Genomic DNA, 14,884 nt, shown 5'->3' with positions numbered 1-14,884 from the left:
GACGCCCGCCGCGCACGACGACGGCCCCGCGGCGCGTGCCGCGGGGCCGTCGGAAGCGGTGTGCCGCCCCGTGCGGAGGACACGGGGCGGGACGGGTCCGGCGCGTCAGATCCGCACGCGCCGGGGGTTGCTCACGCTCGTCCAGCGCACGTCGTCGAACTCGGTCTCCGACGCCTGCTGGTCGTTCGTCGTCATCTCCATGACTACCCCCTCGATCCGTTCCGGAGTGCCATCCTGCGGCGCGCGAACGTCCGTCGCGACCCCACCGGGTGAATTCCACGTAAAACGTGGCGAACCCGACTCACCCCGCCCGCACGTGGGACCCGGGTCCCGCGGAAGCCCGCCGCAGCCCGTGGCATCACGCGCGCGACGGGCCGCGACACGGTCCACGGGCCGGTCCGCGGCTCGGTGGACGACGACCGGGCGTGCCACCATGACCCGGACGCCGATCGGTCAGGTGGTGACATGACGACCTCAGCCCCCACGACGCCCTCGCCCGCGAGCCCAGCCGCCGCGAGCTCAGCACCCGGTGCCCGGCCCTACGCCGAGGCCCCGGACGCGGTGCTCGCCGAGCTGCGCAGCGCGCCGGCCGGGCTGCACGACGCGGAGGCCGCGCGCCGGCTCGCCGAGCACGGTCCGAACCGGCTCCCCGCGCCGCCCGGCAAGAGCTGGCTGCGCCGGCTGCTGGGGCACTTCGACGACATCCTGATCTACATCCTGCTGGCGTCGGCCGTGCTCAAGGCGCTGCTCGGCGACTGGGTCGACTTCACGGTCATCCTGGCCGTCGCCGTGATCAACGCGGCCGTCGGCTTCCTCCAGGAGGGGCAGGCGGAGCGGGCGCTCGACGGCATCCGGACCATGCTGTCGCTCGACGCGCAGGTGCGCCGGGACGGCGAGTGGCAGGAGGTCGACGCCGAGACGCTCGTGCCGGGCGACGTCGTGCGGGTGCGCTCCGGCGACCGCGTGCCCGCCGACCTGCGGCTCCTCGAGGCGACGAACCTCCAGGTGGAGGAGGCCGCGCTGACCGGCGAGTCCGTCCCGGCCGCCAAGCACGTCGAGGCGGTGGGCGTGGACGCGGGCGTCGGCGACCGGGCGTCGATGCTGTTCTCCAGCACGATCGTCGCGGTCGGCACCGGGGTCGGCGTGGTGACCGCGACCGGCGCGGGGACCGAGATCGGCCGGATCCAGTCGCTGATCGCCGAGGTCGACCACCTGGAGACCCCGCTGTCCCGCAAGCTGGCGCAGTTCGGCAAGGCCCTGTCGCTCGGCATCCTCGCGATGGCCGCGTTCATGCTGGTCATCGGCCGGGTCATCCACGACTGGGACGTGCCGGAGCTCATCTCCGCCGCCATCGGGTTCGCGGTCGCCGCCGTGCCCGAGGGGCTGCCCGCGCTGGTCACGGTCACGCTCGCGCTCGGCGTGCAGCAGATGGCCCGCCGCAACGCGATCACCCGCAAGCTCACCGCCGTCGAGGCGCTGGGCTCGGTGACCACCATCTGCTCCGACAAGACCGGCACGCTGACCAAGAACGAGATGACGACGCGCACCGTCGTCACCGCCGCCGGCACGTACCAGGTCGAGGGCCTGGGCTACGCGCCCGAGGGCCGGATCACGCGCGACGGGCGGCACGCGCCGCTCGCCGCGCACGGCGACCTCGCCACCCTCCTGACCGCCGCGGCCGCCGCCAACGACGCCCGCGTCGTGCAGGACGGCGCGCAGTGGCGCGTCGTCGGCCAGCCCACCGAGGGCGCGATCGCGACCCTGGCGCTCAAGGCGGAGGTCGACGTCCGGGACGTCGAGCGCGTCGCGGTCCTGCCGTTCGAGTCGGCCACCAAGTACATGGCGACGCTCGACCGCGTGCCCGGCGCCGGCACCCGCATCCACGTCGTCGGCGCGCCCGACCGGCTGCTCGAGCGGTGCAGCCACCAGCGCGCGGCCGACGGCAGCACCGTGCCGCTCGACGTCGCCCGGTGGGAGGCGGTCATCGACGAGCTCGCCGGGCAGGGCCTGCGCACGCTCGCCGCCGCCGAGCGCCCGGTCGCCGACGGCACCACGACGCTCGACGCGGACGACGTCGAGGGCGGCCTGGTGTTCCTCGGCCTGTTCGGCATCGTCGACCCGCCGCGGCCCGAGGCCGTCCAGGCGATCGCCGACTGCCACCGGGCCGGCATCCGGGTCAAGATGATCACCGGCGACCACGTCGGCACCGCCACCGCCATCGCCCGCGAGCTCGGCATCGCCGCCGCGGACGGCGAGGTCCAGGCCCTGACCGGCGCCGAGCTCGAGGCCATGACCCAGGAGCAGCTCCGCTCCCGGGTGCGCGAGGTCGACGTCTACGCGCGGACCAGCCCCGAGCACAAGATCCGCATCGTCCGGGCGCTGCAGTCGCACGGCGAGGTGGTCGCCATGACCGGCGACGGCGTGAACGACGCGCCCGCGCTCACCCGCGCGGACGTCGGCATCGCGATGGGCATCAAGGGCACCGAGGCCACCAAGGAGGCCGCCGAGATCGTCCTCGCGGACGACAACTTCGCCACCATCGAGCGGGCGGTCGAGGAGGGGCGGCGGATCTACGACAACATCGCGAAGTCGGTCGTCTTCCTGCTGCCGACCAACGGCGCGCAGTCGCTGGTGATCCTGGTCGCGGTGCTGTTCGGCCTCACGCTGCCGCTGTCGCCGGTGCAGATCCTGTGGGTCAACCTCGTCACGGCCGTCACGCTGTCGCTGGCGCTCGCCTACGAGCCCGCGGAGCCCGGCGTGATGTCCCGGCCGCCGCGCTCACCCGGGGGGTCGGTCATCTCGGGCCGGTCGCTGCAGCACGTCGTGATCGTGTCGCTGCTCATCGGCGGCGCCACCCTGGCGGTGTTCTTCATCGAGCGGGCGCGCGGCACCGACTACGCCGTCGCGCAGACCACCGCGGTGACCATGCTCGCCCTCGGACAGCTGGCCTACCTGTTCAACTGCCGGTTCCTCAACGAGTCCAGCCTGACCCTGCGCGTCCTGCGCGGGAACCGGGTGGTGTGGATCGCGTCCGGCGCGCTCATCGTGCTGCAGCTGCTGTTCACGTACGTGCCGTTCATGAACAGCTGGTTCGACTCCGCCCCCATCGGGCCGCGCGAGTGGGCGCTGACCCTCGGGTTCTCCATCCTGGTGTTCCTGCTGGCCGAGGGCGTGAAGGCGATCGGCCGGACGGTCGACGCCCGACGGGCCGCCGCGGGTGCGGCGACCCGCGCGGGCCACGCCGCGGACGAGGGCGACGCGCCGGACGGCGAGGTCCTCGGGTCGGTGGCCGCGCCCGTGCCCGGCGCGGTGGCGCTCGACGACGCCGCGGGGCGGCTGCCCGAGCTCGTCCACGCCGTGGAGCACGGCGACGAGGTCACGCTCACCCGCGACGGACGCCCCGTGGCGCGGATCGTGGCCGTGGCGGGCGTGGCGCGGCGGACGAGCGGGCGCGGCGCGGCGGCGGGCGCGACCGTCGCGGCGAACGTGAGCACGACGGCGATCCAGCTGACGCCGCCCGGGGAGCCGGGCGCGCCGGGTGCGCCGGGGACCCCGCCCGCCGGCGGGGAGCCCGGGGCGACGGGCGCGTTCGACGCGCTCGCCGCGCCCCTCGGCGTCCCGGCCGAGGCGCCCGGCGACGGGCGGCACGCGGCGCCGGAGACCGCGGCGGTGCCGGTCGAGCCGGTCGGGTCGCCCGCGGCGCCGGCCGAGGCGGTGGGGACCGCGACGGAGGCCGTCGAGGCTTCCGGGCCGCCCGCGCGGCCGGAGCCGGAGCCGGAGCCGACCGTCCCCACCCGGGTCAGCACCCGCCCCGCGGCCGAGCCCGAGCCGCCCGCCGCCACGGACGCGACCATCGTGCTCGACCCGGTCCCGGCGGACGACGAGCCCGCGGCCCCGCCGCGCCGCCGCTCCCGCCGCGACCTGGCCGGCCCGGCCGACCCGGCCGGCCCGACGGCGCCCTGACGCCGGGCCCGGCCGCTCCGCACGGCGCGGGGCTGCCGGGCCCGCCCGCCCGGGTCAGACCGTGGCGACCGACCCCGAGTCGACGCGGTAGTTCGAGCCCGTGACGAACGACGCGCGCTCGGAGACCAGGAACGCGATGACCGACGCGACCTCCTCCGGCTCGCCGCGCCGCTTCAGGACCATGCCGGGGCGCTCCTCGTCCAGGAACGACGCGATCGCCTCGTCCCGGTCGGTGCCGCGCTCCTCGGCGCGCTCCGCCATCATCGCGTCGGTCATCGGCGTCGCGATGAACGCCGGCGACACCGCGTTCACCAGCACGCCCTCGGGGCCGTACGCCTTCGACAGCCCCTTGGCCAGCGACAGCACGCCGGCCTTGGCCGCGCAGTACGGCAGCTCGTCGACGTAGGGCTGCACGCCGTCCTCGGACGCGAGCAGCACGATCCGACCGCGGCCCGCCTCCCGCATCGGGCCGAGCACCGCGCGCACGACGCGCACCGCGGCCAGCAGGTCGACCTCGATCGTGCGGGCCCAGCCCGCGTCGTCGATCTCGTGGAACAGCCCCTGCGCGCCGGTGACGCCCGCGGCGTGCACCAGGATCTCCGGGGCGCCGAACGCGTCGTGCGCCCGCGCGACCAGGGCCTCGACCTCGGCCGGCACCGTCAGGTCCGCCAGCACCGGCACCAGCCGGTCCGGCCCGGCGCCGAGGTCGGCCACCGCCCGCTCCAGCGCGGCCGCGTCCTGGTCGGTGAGCACGACGCGCGCGCCCTCGTCGAGCAGCAGGCGCGCGGTGGCGAGGCCGATGCCGGAGTCGCCGCCGGTGACGAGCGCGACGCGGCCGGTGATGCCCAGGTCCATGGGGTCCTCCTCGGTGTGCGGGTGCGGCGCGGGCCGGTCGGCGGGCGCCGGGTGGTGCCGGGCGGGCGGGTCAGCCCGTCGCGGGGTCGTCGTCGCGCAGCGCCGGCGCCAGGGTGAGCGCGGCCTGCACGAGCGCCAGGTGGCTGAGGGCCTGCGGCAGGTTGCCGAGGAAGTCGCCCGTCGCCGGGTCGACCATCTCGGGCCACACGCCCACGTCGTTCGCGAGCCCCAGGAGCTCGTCCATCCACGCGGCGGCCTCGTCGGTGCGCCCCACGAGCGCGAGCGCCGCCACGCCCCAGAACGCGCACGCGACGAACGCGCCCTCCTCGGCGGGGGTGCCGGTGTACCGGTGCAGCAGCGGCCCGGAGCCGAGCTCGGCGCGCAGCGCGTCGACGGTGCGGCTCATGCGGTCGCCGGTGTCGAACCCGCTGCGCGCGTGCAGCAGCACGGAGGCGTCCAGCGCGTCCGAGCCCGGGTGCATCAGGTAGGCGCCGCGCTCCTCGGACCAGCAGTGCTCGCCGACCCAGCGCGCGATCCGGTCGGCCTCCGCGCGCCAGCGGTCCGGCTCGCCGGGGATCTGCCCGAGCTCGGCGAGGTGCACGGCGCACTGCAGCGCCTGCCAGCAGCCGAGCTTGGACGAGGTGTAGTGCCGCTCCTCCGTCAGCTCCCACATCCCGGCGTCCGGGCGGTGCCAGGCGTCGGCGGCCTCGTCCGCGACCGCGGCGAGCAGCCGGCCGGTCTCGGCGTCGAGCAGGTTCCCGGCGTCGACGTACCCGCGGACCACCGCGAGGACGTCGCCGTAGACGCCGAGCTGCAGCTGACCGTCCGCGCGGTTCCCGGTGACGACCGGGCCGATCCCGCGCCAGCCCGGCACGTGGTGCTCCTCCGGCTCGGTCGGCAGGGCGCCGTCCAGGCCGAAGAAGATCCGCACGCCGTGCGCGCGCAGGGTGCGGAGCGTCCAGGAGATGGCGGCGTGCACCTCCTCGCGCAGGCCGAAGCCGATCCACGCGTCCAGCGTGTACGCGGCGTCCCGGACCCACGCGTACCGGTAGTCCCAGTTCTTCCCGCCGGCGAGGCTCTCGGGCAGCGAGGTCGTGCCCGCCGCGGCGATGGCGCCGGTCGGCTCGTGCAGCAGCAGCTTGAGCGCGAGCGCGCTGCGCTGGACCGCCTTGCCCCACGGCCCGTCGTAGTGGAACTCGCGGGTCCAGGCGCGCCAGTTGTCGACGGTGCGGTCGATGCCGCGGTCGACGTCCTCGGGGTCGGGCAGCATGACGGGCTCGCGCTCCGTGCCGACGACGGCGACGAGGTGCCGGGACCCGGCCGTGGCCTCGAACGCGCCGGTGCAGGCCTGGTCGTCGACGACGGTGGTCATCTCGCCCAGCGTCCGGACGGTGAGCGTCACCCCGTCGACCCGCAGCACCGGGCCCTGGACGGTCCGCTGCACCCAGGGCGACGCCGTGCCCAGCACGGTCCCGGGCGCCACGCGCCAGGCCATCGGCACCGAGCCGGACAGCCCCTCCACCCGCGCGGCGAGCTCGCTCCACGGCAGCCGCCCGGCCACGCCGGTGTTCATCGCCTGCGTCACCCGCGCCTGCCCGCCGTCGGTGTCGTACGTCGTGACCAGCACGTTCGTGCCGACGACGTACTGCCGGCGCAGCCGGTACGGCACGGTCGGCGCGAGCGCGACGAACCCGCCCGCGTCCGCGTCCAGCAGCGCGGCGAACGCCGGCGGCGTGTCCAGGTCGGGGACCGGGAACCAGTCGACCCGGCCGTCGTCCGCGACGAGCGCGACCGTCCGGCCGTCCCCCAGCACCGCGTACGCGCGCAGGTCGGCGTACCCGTCGGCGCGCGGGGTCGGGTCGCGCGGCTCGTCCGCCGCCGCGTGACCCGACCCCTCCGTCCGCGTGCCGGCGTCGCCGTCCAGGTTCTCGAGGCCCGGCTGCTCCGTCACGCGTGCACCCCCGTCGCGGGGTCCGTCACGGGGTCGGCATCCCCCCGTTGACGTTCAGCGTCTCGCCGCTGACGTAGCTCGACTCCTGGGACGCGAGGTACACGTACGCCGGCGCCAGCTCGGCCGGCTGGCCGGCGCGCCCGTACGGCGTCTGCTGCCCGAACTCCGGCAGCGCCGACGGCGGCTGGCCGCCCGCGGTCTGCAGCGGGGTCCAGATCGGGCCCGGCGCCACGACGTTGACCCGGATGCCCTTCGGCGCGAGCTGGCCGGCGAGCGCCTTCGAGATCGTGTTGATCGCGGCCTTCGTCGTGGCGTAGTCCACGAGGATCGGCGCCGGCTGGTACGCCTGGATCGACGAGGTCGTGATGATGCTCGAGCCCTTGGGCAGGTGCGGCACCGCCTCCTGGACCAGCCAGTACAGCGCGTACACGTTGGTCTTGAAGGTCTCGTCGAACGACTCGGGCGTCAGCTCGGTGATGTCCTCGACGTACTGCTGCCGGCCGGCGATGATCGCGAGCGTGTCCAGCCCGCCGAGCTCGTCGAGCGCGGTGCGGACGAGCGACCGCGTGTAGTCCTGGTCGACGACGTCGCCGGGCGCGAGGACGATCTTCCGGCCGGCCTCCCGCACGAGCTCCGCGACGCGGTTGGCGTCCTCCTGCTCCTCGGGGAGGTAGGACAGCACGAGGTCGGCGCCCTCGCGGGCGAACGCGATGGCGACGGCGCGGCCGATGCCGGAGTCGCCGCCGGTGATGATCGCCTTGCGCCCCTCGAGGCGGCCGGAGCCGCGGTAGGTGTCCTGGCCGTGGTCGGCCTGCGGCGTCAGGTCCGCGTCGAGGCCGGGGCCGTCCTGGCTCTGCTCCGGCGGCTCGGGCATCGGGTACTGCGCGATCGGGTCCTGGAACGTGTACTGGTCGGCCATGAGGCGTCCTTCCCGTCCGGCGATGAGAGCGAAAGGCGACGCCCGCCGGCGTGGTGGCCGGCGGGCGTCGTCCCGCGTTCATCGTCTGCCGGGGTCCCGGGGCCCGCAACCGCGGGAGATCCCAGCCCGGGCCGCACCCGCGCGACCTAGAGGTCCGCCGGGTCCACCAGGAACCCCGCCATGTCGGCGATCTCCCCGCCCACCTCGTCGTGCAGCTCGCGCGCGATCCCGCGCACCACCCGCGCCGCGCGGCCGCGCGCCACCCGGTGCGGCAGCGACGGCCGCTCGGACTCGAGCTGCTCGACGTCCGGCGCCTCCCACCGCACCCGGTACGCGACGACCTCGCCCTGCGCCCAGTCCACGCCGGCCAGCACCTGGGGCACCTCCGCCTCGGCGGCCACCTCGACGACCACGATGCCGTCGACCTCGAGGTCGACCTGCAGGCCGAACGCCTCGGCGGCCGGCGGGTTCGCGCGCATGTGCGCGTCGAACGCGTCCGCCTCGGCGTGCAGCCGCCGGCGCTCCTCGGCGTCGGCGACGCCCGCACCGACCCGGTCCCGCGCCGCGAGCGCCGCGCCGGCCTGCTGCGGCGACACGGTCCGGGGGTCGGGGGGCCGCGGCGCGTCCAGCGCGGCGCGGGACGACACCCGGCGGGCGGCGGCGAGGACCGTCTCGGGCTCCACCCAGCGGTCGCTGAGCACCGTGAGGTCGAGCGCGGCGTCCATGTCGGGTTCGAGCACCACGCCGGAGTCGACCCGGAGCGCGCCGCCGAGCCGGCGGGCGACCGCGACGAGCCACAGCACGACGCGCTGCTCCTCGCGCACCGGCCCGGCGGTGCCGAACGCACGGCGCAGGCCGTCCCGGTCGCCGCCGAACGCCGGCTGCTCGGCGCGCTCGCGCGGGCAGTCGACCACCCACGCGACCCGCGCGTCGGAGGGGAGACCCCAGCCGGCCACCTGCGCGGGCTCCAGCGCGAACGGCCCGGTCAGCGTCGACAGCCGCCCCAGCCGCAGCACCCCGGGGGTCGCGGTCGGGGCGGGGCCGCGGCTCGCGCCCGACGCGCGCCGGCCGGACGGGACCCGCGGCGGTCGCTCCCACCGCGCGGCCGGGAACCGGCTGCTCGCGAGCACGTCCACCTCGTCCGGCGCCACCCCGTCCGGGAGCACCAGCAGGTGCCGCCCGGGCGGCGGCGTGACGCCCGCGGTGGCGGGCACCTCGGGCAGCGGCGGGAACGACGCGGTCACGGCGCGGTCAGACCTGGGTGCGGTGGAAGTGCTGCCACGAGCGCGAGGCGGTCGGCCCGCGCTGACCCTGGTACCGGGAGCCCGTCGCGCCCGAGCCGTACGGCGCGAGCGCCGGGGAGGACAGCCGGAAGAAGCACATCTGCCCGATCTTCATGCCGGGCCAGAGCGTGATCGGCAGCGTCGCGACGTTCGACAGCTCGAGCGTCACGTGGCCGGAGAAGCCCGGGTCGATGAACCCGGCCGTCGAGTGCGTGAGCAGGCCGAGCCGGCCCAGCGAGGACTTGCCCTCCAGGCGCGCCGCGATGTCGTCGGGCAGCGTCACCTGCTCGAACGTCGAGCCGAGGACGAACTCGCCCGGGTGCAGCACGAACGGCTCGTCCCCGTCGACCTCGACCAGCCGCGTGAGGTCGGGCTGGTCCTGGGACGGGTCGATGACCGCGTACTTGTGGTTGTCGAACAGCCGGAAGAACCGGTCGAGCCGGACGTCGACGCTCGACGGCTGCACCATCGCGGGGTCGTGGGGGTCGAGGACCACCCGGCCGGCGTCGAGCTCGGCGGTGATGTCGCGGTCGGAGAGCAGCACGGGTCCACGGTACCGGGGTCGGCGGGCCGCTCCGAGCGCGCGACCGGCCCGGGAATGCCCTACCGCGACGGGCGGGAGGCCCGCTAGCGTGGCGTCATCGCCCGGGGAGCTGATCCTCGTGGAAGTCGAGGGCCCGAGACTCTGTCCGGAGGGCAGAGCGCTCGGGCCCTACGCACGCCTAGACGTCCACGACGCCCGCGACGAGACGCGAGGCGCGACGGCGCCACTCCCCGCCCCGCGCCCAGGACCACGCCACGACGTCCGGCACCGACAGCAGCGGCTCCTGCGCCGCGCGGAGGTGCTCGTACCGCAGCGAGTCACGGCACCCTGCGGCGCGCGTGAGGTCGAGGAGATCGCGGCGGTCGCGCGCGTCCTGGGACTCGTCGGACTCGAGCGCGAGCCGGTCGGATCTCCCTGCGAGGTCGCCGACCAGGCGCGCGAGGCACGCCCGGCGGCGCGCGACCTGGGTCGGCGCGCGGGACGCCGCGGCGCGGTAGAGGACCGTCGAGGCATCCACGTCGACCAGGGCCGCCAGGATCAGCCGGCGCCGGCGGTCCGGCTCGCCACGCATGTGCAGACGGGACTGCCGCGGCGGCACCAGCGCCCGCACGGCGGCGCGGCCCGCCGTCGCACGAGCGGGCTCCACCAGCGTCGCCGCGAGGAGGTAGTCGCCCGCCTTGGACTCGTCCACGTAGGCGTGGAAGGTCATGGCCGGCCCTGCTCGTCGTCGCGCATCCCGGGACGGTAGGTGCCGCCGCGGCGCACTGAGTGGGACCTCCGCTCCGGGCCGGGACCACGGCCCGCCGGAAGCGTTTCGACCGTGCGCTACGCTGACCGACGCATGCCGCGTGGGAGCGCTCCCGCACGGCCACCACAGACGACCGGAAGGCGCGACGATGCGGTACGGCCACTTCGACGACGAGGCACGCGAGTACGTCATCACGACGCCGCGGACCCCGTACCCGTGGATCAACTACCTCGGCTCGGAGGAGTTCTTCTCGCTGCTGTCGCACACCGGCGGCGGGTACTCCTTCTACCGGGACGCGAAGATGCGCCGCCTCACGCGCTACCGGTACAACAACATCCCCTCCGACGAGGGCGGCCGGTACTTCTACGTGCACGACGGCGGCGACGTCTGGACGCCGGGCTGGCTGCCGGTCAAGGCCGAGCTCGACCACTACGAGGCGCGGCACGGCCTGGGCTACTCGCGCATCACCGGCGAGCGCGGCGGCCTCCGGGTCGAGACGCTGTTCTTCGTCCCGCTCGGCGAGACCGCCGAGGTCCAGCACGTCACGCTGACCAACACCTCCGACGCCGAGAAGACGGTGTCGCTGTTCTCGTTCGTCGAGTTCTGCCTCTGGAACGCCCAGGACGACCAGACCAACTACCAGCGCAACCTGTCGCTGGCCGAGGTCGAGGTGGAGCAGGACGGCCCGCACGGGTCGGCGATCTTCCACAAGACCGAGTACCGCGAGCGCCGCGACCACTACGCCGTCTACGGCGTGAACACCCGGGCCGCCGGCTTCGACACCGACCGCGACGCGTTCGTCGGCCCGTTCAACGGGCTCGGGGAGGCGGACGTGCCGCGCACCGGCAGGGCCACCGGCTCGATCGCGTCCGGCTGGTACCCGATCGGCTCGCACCAGGTCGACGTGACGCTCGCGCCGGGCGAGAGCCGGTCGCTGACCTACGTGCTGGGCTACGTCGAGAACCCGCACGACGAGAAGTGGGCGCCCGCCGACGAGGCCGCCGGCGTCCCCGCGATGCAGCGGGTCAACCGCGAGCGCGCGCACGCCCTGCTGTCCCGGTTCGCGACGACCGAGCAGACCCTCGCGGCGTTCGAGGCGCTGCGCACCTCCTGGACGGACCTGCTGTCCACCTACTCGGTGACGAGCACGGACGAGAAGCTCGACCGGATGGTCAACATCTGGAACCAGTACCAGTGCATGGTCACGTTCAACATGTCCCGGTCGGCGTCGTACTTCGAGACCGGCATCGGCCGCGGCATGGGCTTCCGCGACTCGAACCAGGACCTGCTCGGCTTCGTGCACCTGGTCCCGGAGCGCGCGCGGCAGCGGATCATCGACATCGCGTCGACCCAGTTCCCCGACGGCTCGGCGTACCACCAGTACCAGCCGCTGACGAAGCGCGGGAACAACGACATCGGGTCGGGCTTCAACGACGACCCGCTGTGGCTGATCCTGGGCGTCGCCGCCTACCTCAAGGAGACCGGCGACTGGGGCATCCTGGACGAGCCGGTGCCGTTCGACAACGAGCCCGGCTCCGAGGTGCCGCTGTTCGAGCACCTGACCCGGTCGTTCGACTTCACGGTGGACAACCGCGGCCCGCACGGGCTGCCGCTGATCGGCCGCGCCGACTGGAACGACTGCCTCAACCTCAACTGCTTCTCCACCGAGCCCGGCGAGTCGTTCCAGACGACCGAGAATCAGGCCGGCGGCGTGGCGGAGTCGGTGTTCATCGCCGCGATGTTCGTGCACATCGGCCCCGAGTACGCCGAGCTCGCCGAGCGCCGCGGCCTGACCGACGTGGCCGAGCGCGCGCGCACCGAGATCGAGGCCATGCGCGCCGCGGTGCTGGAGCACGGCTGGGACGGCGAGTGGTTCCTGCGCGCGTACGACTTCTACGGCAACCCGGTCGGCACCGACGCGAAGCCGGAGGGCAAGATCTGGATCGAGCCGCAGGGCTTCGCGGTCATGGCCGGCATCGGCGTCGACCCGCAGGACCCGGCCGCTCCCGGGAGCCCGGCGGTGCGCGCCCTCGACTCCGTGCGGGAGCACCTGGCGACGCCGCACGGCATGGTCCTGCAGCACCCGGCGTACACGAGCTACCAGATCGAGCTCGGCGAGGTGTCGACCTACCCGCCGGGCTACAAGGAGAACGGCGGCATCTTCTGCCACAACAACCCGTGGGTGATCATCGGGGAGACCGTCCTCGGCCGCGGCGAGCGCGCGTTCGACTACTACCGCCGGATCACCCCCGCCTACCGCGAGGACATCTCGGACGTGCACCGGCTCGAGCCGTACGTGTACGCGCAGATGATCGCGGGCAAGGAGGCGGTGCGGCACGGCGAGGCCAAGAACTCCTGGCTCACCGGCACCGCGGCGTGGAACTTCGTGGCCGTCTCCCAGTACCTGCTGGGCGTCCGGCCCGAGCACGACGGGCTGGTCGTCGACCCGCAGATCGGGCCGGACGTGCCGTCGTTCACCGTCACCCGGGTCGCCCGCGGCGCCCGGTACGAGATCACCGTGACCAACGGCGGCGCGCCGGGGGCGCGCGGGCGGCTGGTCGTGGACGGGGCCGCGGTCGAGGGGTCGACCGTGCCGTACGCGCCCGCGGGGACGACCGTGCGGGTGGAGGTCACCGTCTGACGACGCGTGACGCGCGCTCCGGGCGCCTGCGTGTGCGGGCGTCCGGAGCCGCTATGCTGGACGCGCTTCCTCCTCGTGGGGGCGCGTCGACCGCCCGGCTCGAGCAGCCCGGGACGGTCGCGCGGGTGTAGTTCAATGGTAGAACTTCAGCTTCCCAAGCTGATAGCGCGGGTTCGATTCCCGTCACCCGCTCTCCCGAGAGGGCCAGGCCGGCACCGCCGCGCCTGGCCCTTCGTCGTTCCCGCGCCGCGGCGCCCGGCACCACTCAGCCGAACTGGCGGTTTGCCCCCCGCCCTGAGTGATCTCCCCTACTCACCGCACGGGGGGTCGCTCGGCACCCGCCTACCTTCCCAAGGCCAGCCCGACGGAAGGACCGCATGAAGCACGAGATCTCCCGGATCGACCTGCGGCTGCCCGACCGGTGGTGCGGGTGGCGGCCGGGCGACGCGCCGCGGATCGCGCAGCGGTTCGCCGCCGAGTTCACCGCCGGCCCCGTCGCCGCCGCCCGCCTGCGCTCCGCCCTCGAGGCGGTCGACCGCGCCGTCGTCGGCCTGCACGCCCGGCACGTCCGCGCCGGCGCGTGGGTGCCGGAGCCCACCGGGGACGTCGTCGCCGGGCTCGCGTGCGAGATCCTCGCCGAGGTGCCCGCGGGACCCGACGCGGCGGCGGCGTACCTGCACCGGGTGCAGCGCAAGATCTACCGCTCCCGCCGCACGGCCACCCGGGTCTCGTACCACACGGCCTCGCTGCGCGAGCTGCCCGCCGGGGACGCGGTCGTCACGCTGCGGAGCCACGGCGTGCTCCGCCACGAGGTGATCTGGACGGTCTTCCCGCCCGGCGCCGGCGAGGCGGTCGAGCTGCGGTTCGACACCCGCTCGTCCGAGCGCTACCAGGACGTCATCACGCACGCGGAGACGATCGCGCAGCGGCTGCGGGTCGGCCTCACCGCCCCGCGCCGGACGGCGCCCCGCCCGGCCGCACCCGCCCCGGCGGTGCCGACGCAGGCCCCCGGACCGGGCGGCCGCGCCGCGGGGTCACCGCCCCCGGACGCCGTCGCCGCCGGGGCGCGCTGACCGCACCGCGGCCGGGGCGGGGTCGACGCGGCGCCGGCGGAGGTGCTCGAAGACCACCGAGGTGCGCACGTCGACCACCTCGGGCCGCTCCGTCAGCCGGTCGATGACGAACCCGTAGAGCGCCTCGTTGTCCGGCACCGCCACGTGGACGAGGAAGTCCTCGGTGCCGGTGGTGACGAACACCCCGAGCGTCTCCGGCAGCGCGACCACCCAGGACCGGAACCCCTCGATGTTCCGCCGGGTCGGCGGGCGGATCCGCACCGCGACGAGCGCCTGCACGGGCCGTCCGATCGCCGCGAGGTCCACGTCGAGGGTGGCGCCGCGGATCACCCCGCGCTCACGCAGGGCGCGCGTCCGGTCGAGCGCGGTGGTCGGCGCGACGCCCACGGCGGCCGCGACGTCGCGGTTGGTGCGCCGTGCGTCCGCCTGCAGCTCGCGCAGGATCGCCGTGTCGAGTGCGTCCAGGTCGGCCATATGGCCACTCTATCCGTACGAAGTTCGGACACCGTGGACAGTCGGCGTACCGGTGCCTAGCATCGCCTCTCGTCGCCGAACGACGACCGCCGCGGTCCGCCGCGACGCCGCCCGCCCGAGAGGTCGCCGTGCCCGCATCGCCCGCGCCCACCGTCACCGCCGCGCCGAGCGCGCCCGCCGCGCCCGCCGCGTCCGCCGTGCACGCCATCGCGCTCCCCGGCGCGCCCGCCGACGGCGTGTTCATGGATTACCTCGCCTACGATCGCGCCCACCACCGCGTCTGGGTCCCCGCCGGCAACACCGGCCGCGTCGACGTCGTGGCCGTGCCGGGCGGCGAAGTCGCCGAGGTCGCCGGCTTTCCTACGAAGGAGATGGAGCGCCGCGGCAAGAAGCGCATCGTCGGCCCCAGCTCCGCCACCGTCGGAGACGGCGT

Annotated in this window: 11 protein-coding genes, 1 tRNA gene and 1 pseudogene; 6 read left to right on the top strand and 7 right to left on the bottom strand. The window is 75.1% G+C overall.

All coding sequences use genetic code 11. The features are described 5' to 3' along the window. Positions 1-465 precede the first annotated feature (465 nt). Both VER05_RS03585 and VER05_RS03580 read left to right on the top strand, forming a co-directional pair. Positions 466-3,189, top strand: a pseudogene (locus VER05_RS03585) (cation-translocating P-type ATPase); the annotation flags it as partial. Beyond that, complete coding sequence (locus VER05_RS03580) at positions 3,172-3,963, top strand: type II toxin-antitoxin system prevent-host-death family antitoxin (protein WP_324844100.1); 792 nt, start codon at positions 3,172-3,174, stop codon at positions 3,961-3,963. The pseudogene VER05_RS03585 and the gene VER05_RS03580, both read left to right, overlap by 18 nt. 54 nt (positions 3,964-4,017) lie before the next feature. Here the strand turns inward: VER05_RS03580 and VER05_RS03575 are convergent, their stop codons facing one another. The 6 genes from VER05_RS03575 to VER05_RS03550 all read right to left on the bottom strand — a co-directional run bounded on the left by VER05_RS03575 (position 4,018) and on the right by VER05_RS03550 (position 10,224). Next, positions 4,018-4,818: an SDR family NAD(P)-dependent oxidoreductase gene (locus tag VER05_RS03575; RefSeq protein ID WP_324844024.1), complete on the bottom strand. Its 801-nt coding sequence runs from the start codon at positions 4,816-4,818 to the stop codon at positions 4,018-4,020. A 70-nt stretch (positions 4,819-4,888) separates the two neighbouring features. Then, positions 4,889-6,769, bottom strand: a complete 1,881-nt coding sequence (locus tag VER05_RS03570) for a glycoside hydrolase family 15 protein (protein WP_414647541.1) — start codon at positions 6,767-6,769, stop codon at positions 4,889-4,891. Between the two features lie 25 nt (positions 6,770-6,794). After that, positions 6,795-7,688 carry an SDR family oxidoreductase gene (locus VER05_RS03565; RefSeq protein WP_324844023.1) on the bottom strand — a complete coding sequence of 298 codons (894 nt, stop codon included), beginning with the start codon at positions 7,686-7,688 and terminating at the stop codon, positions 6,795-6,797. A 146-nt stretch (positions 7,689-7,834) separates the two neighbouring features. Next, on the bottom strand, positions 7,835-8,932 hold the full coding sequence (locus VER05_RS03560) for a hypothetical protein (protein ID WP_324844022.1): 1,098 nt from the start codon (positions 8,930-8,932) through the stop codon (positions 7,835-7,837). A gap of 7 nt (positions 8,933-8,939) precedes the next feature. After that, the gene (gene dcd / locus VER05_RS03555; RefSeq protein ID WP_147795220.1) at positions 8,940-9,515 is read right to left on the bottom strand and encodes a dCTP deaminase; all 576 of its coding nucleotides are present in this window, start codon (positions 9,513-9,515) and stop codon (positions 8,940-8,942) included. A 178-nt stretch (positions 9,516-9,693) separates the two neighbouring features. Further along, positions 9,694-10,224, bottom strand: a complete 531-nt coding sequence (locus VER05_RS03550) for a hypothetical protein (protein WP_324844021.1) — start codon at positions 10,222-10,224, stop codon at positions 9,694-9,696. 187 nt (positions 10,225-10,411) lie between these two features. Here VER05_RS03550 and VER05_RS03545 point away from each other — a divergent pair, with 187 nt between their 5' ends. From VER05_RS03545 to VER05_RS03535, 3 genes are all read left to right on the top strand, one after another. Further along, positions 10,412-12,904 (top strand): GH36-type glycosyl hydrolase domain-containing protein, encoded by a 2,493-nt coding sequence (locus VER05_RS03545; protein WP_324844020.1) that lies wholly within the window; start codon positions 10,412-10,414, stop codon positions 12,902-12,904. Positions 12,905-13,025: 121 nt separating this feature from the next. Continuing rightward, positions 13,026-13,096, top strand: a tRNA-Gly gene (locus VER05_RS03540). 185 nt (positions 13,097-13,281) lie between these two features. Next, a complete protein-coding gene (locus tag VER05_RS03535) occupies positions 13,282-13,977 on the top strand; it encodes a hypothetical protein (protein WP_324844019.1) in 696 nt (231 codons plus the stop codon). On the opposite strand, the gene VER05_RS03530 is transcribed toward VER05_RS03535, so the two are convergent. Then, entirely contained in the window at positions 13,939-14,451 is a 513-nt protein-coding gene (locus VER05_RS03530; protein ID WP_324844018.1) for an Lrp/AsnC family transcriptional regulator, read from the bottom strand. The two genes, VER05_RS03535 and VER05_RS03530, sit on opposite strands and share 39 nt — an antisense overlap. 128 nt (positions 14,452-14,579) lie before the next feature. Here VER05_RS03530 and VER05_RS03525 point away from each other — a divergent pair. Continuing rightward, positions 14,580-14,884, top strand: a 305-nt coding sequence (locus VER05_RS03525; protein WP_324844017.1) for a hypothetical protein, incomplete at its 3' end; no start/stop codon positions are given.

It is taken from the genome of Cellulomonas sp. (assembly GCF_035634735.1).
Taxonomy (GTDB): domain Bacteria; phylum Actinomycetota; class Actinomycetes; order Actinomycetales; family Cellulomonadaceae; genus Cellulomonas.
This window is presented reverse-complemented; position numbering and strand designations above follow the sequence as displayed.

Excerpts from the sequence above, each read along its gene's own strand:
- VER05_RS03550 (WP_324844021.1), bottom strand. The coding sequence starts at position 10,224 with ATGACCTTCCACGCCTACGTGGACGAGTCCAAGGCGGGCGACTACCTC.
- VER05_RS03545 (WP_324844020.1), top strand. The coding sequence starts at position 10,412 with ATGCGGTACGGCCACTTCGACGACGAGGCACGCGAGTACGTCATCACG.
- VER05_RS03565 (WP_324844023.1), bottom strand. The coding sequence starts at position 7,688 with ATGGCCGACCAGTACACGTTCCAGGACCCGATCGCGCAGTACCCGATG.
- VER05_RS03530 (WP_324844018.1), bottom strand. The coding sequence starts at position 14,451 with ATGGCCGACCTGGACGCACTCGACACGGCGATCCTGCGCGAGCTGCAG.
- VER05_RS03575 (WP_324844024.1), bottom strand. The coding sequence starts at position 4,818 with ATGGACCTGGGCATCACCGGCCGCGTCGCGCTCGTCACCGGCGGCGAC.
- VER05_RS03535 (WP_324844019.1), top strand. The coding sequence starts at position 13,282 with ATGAAGCACGAGATCTCCCGGATCGACCTGCGGCTGCCCGACCGGTGG.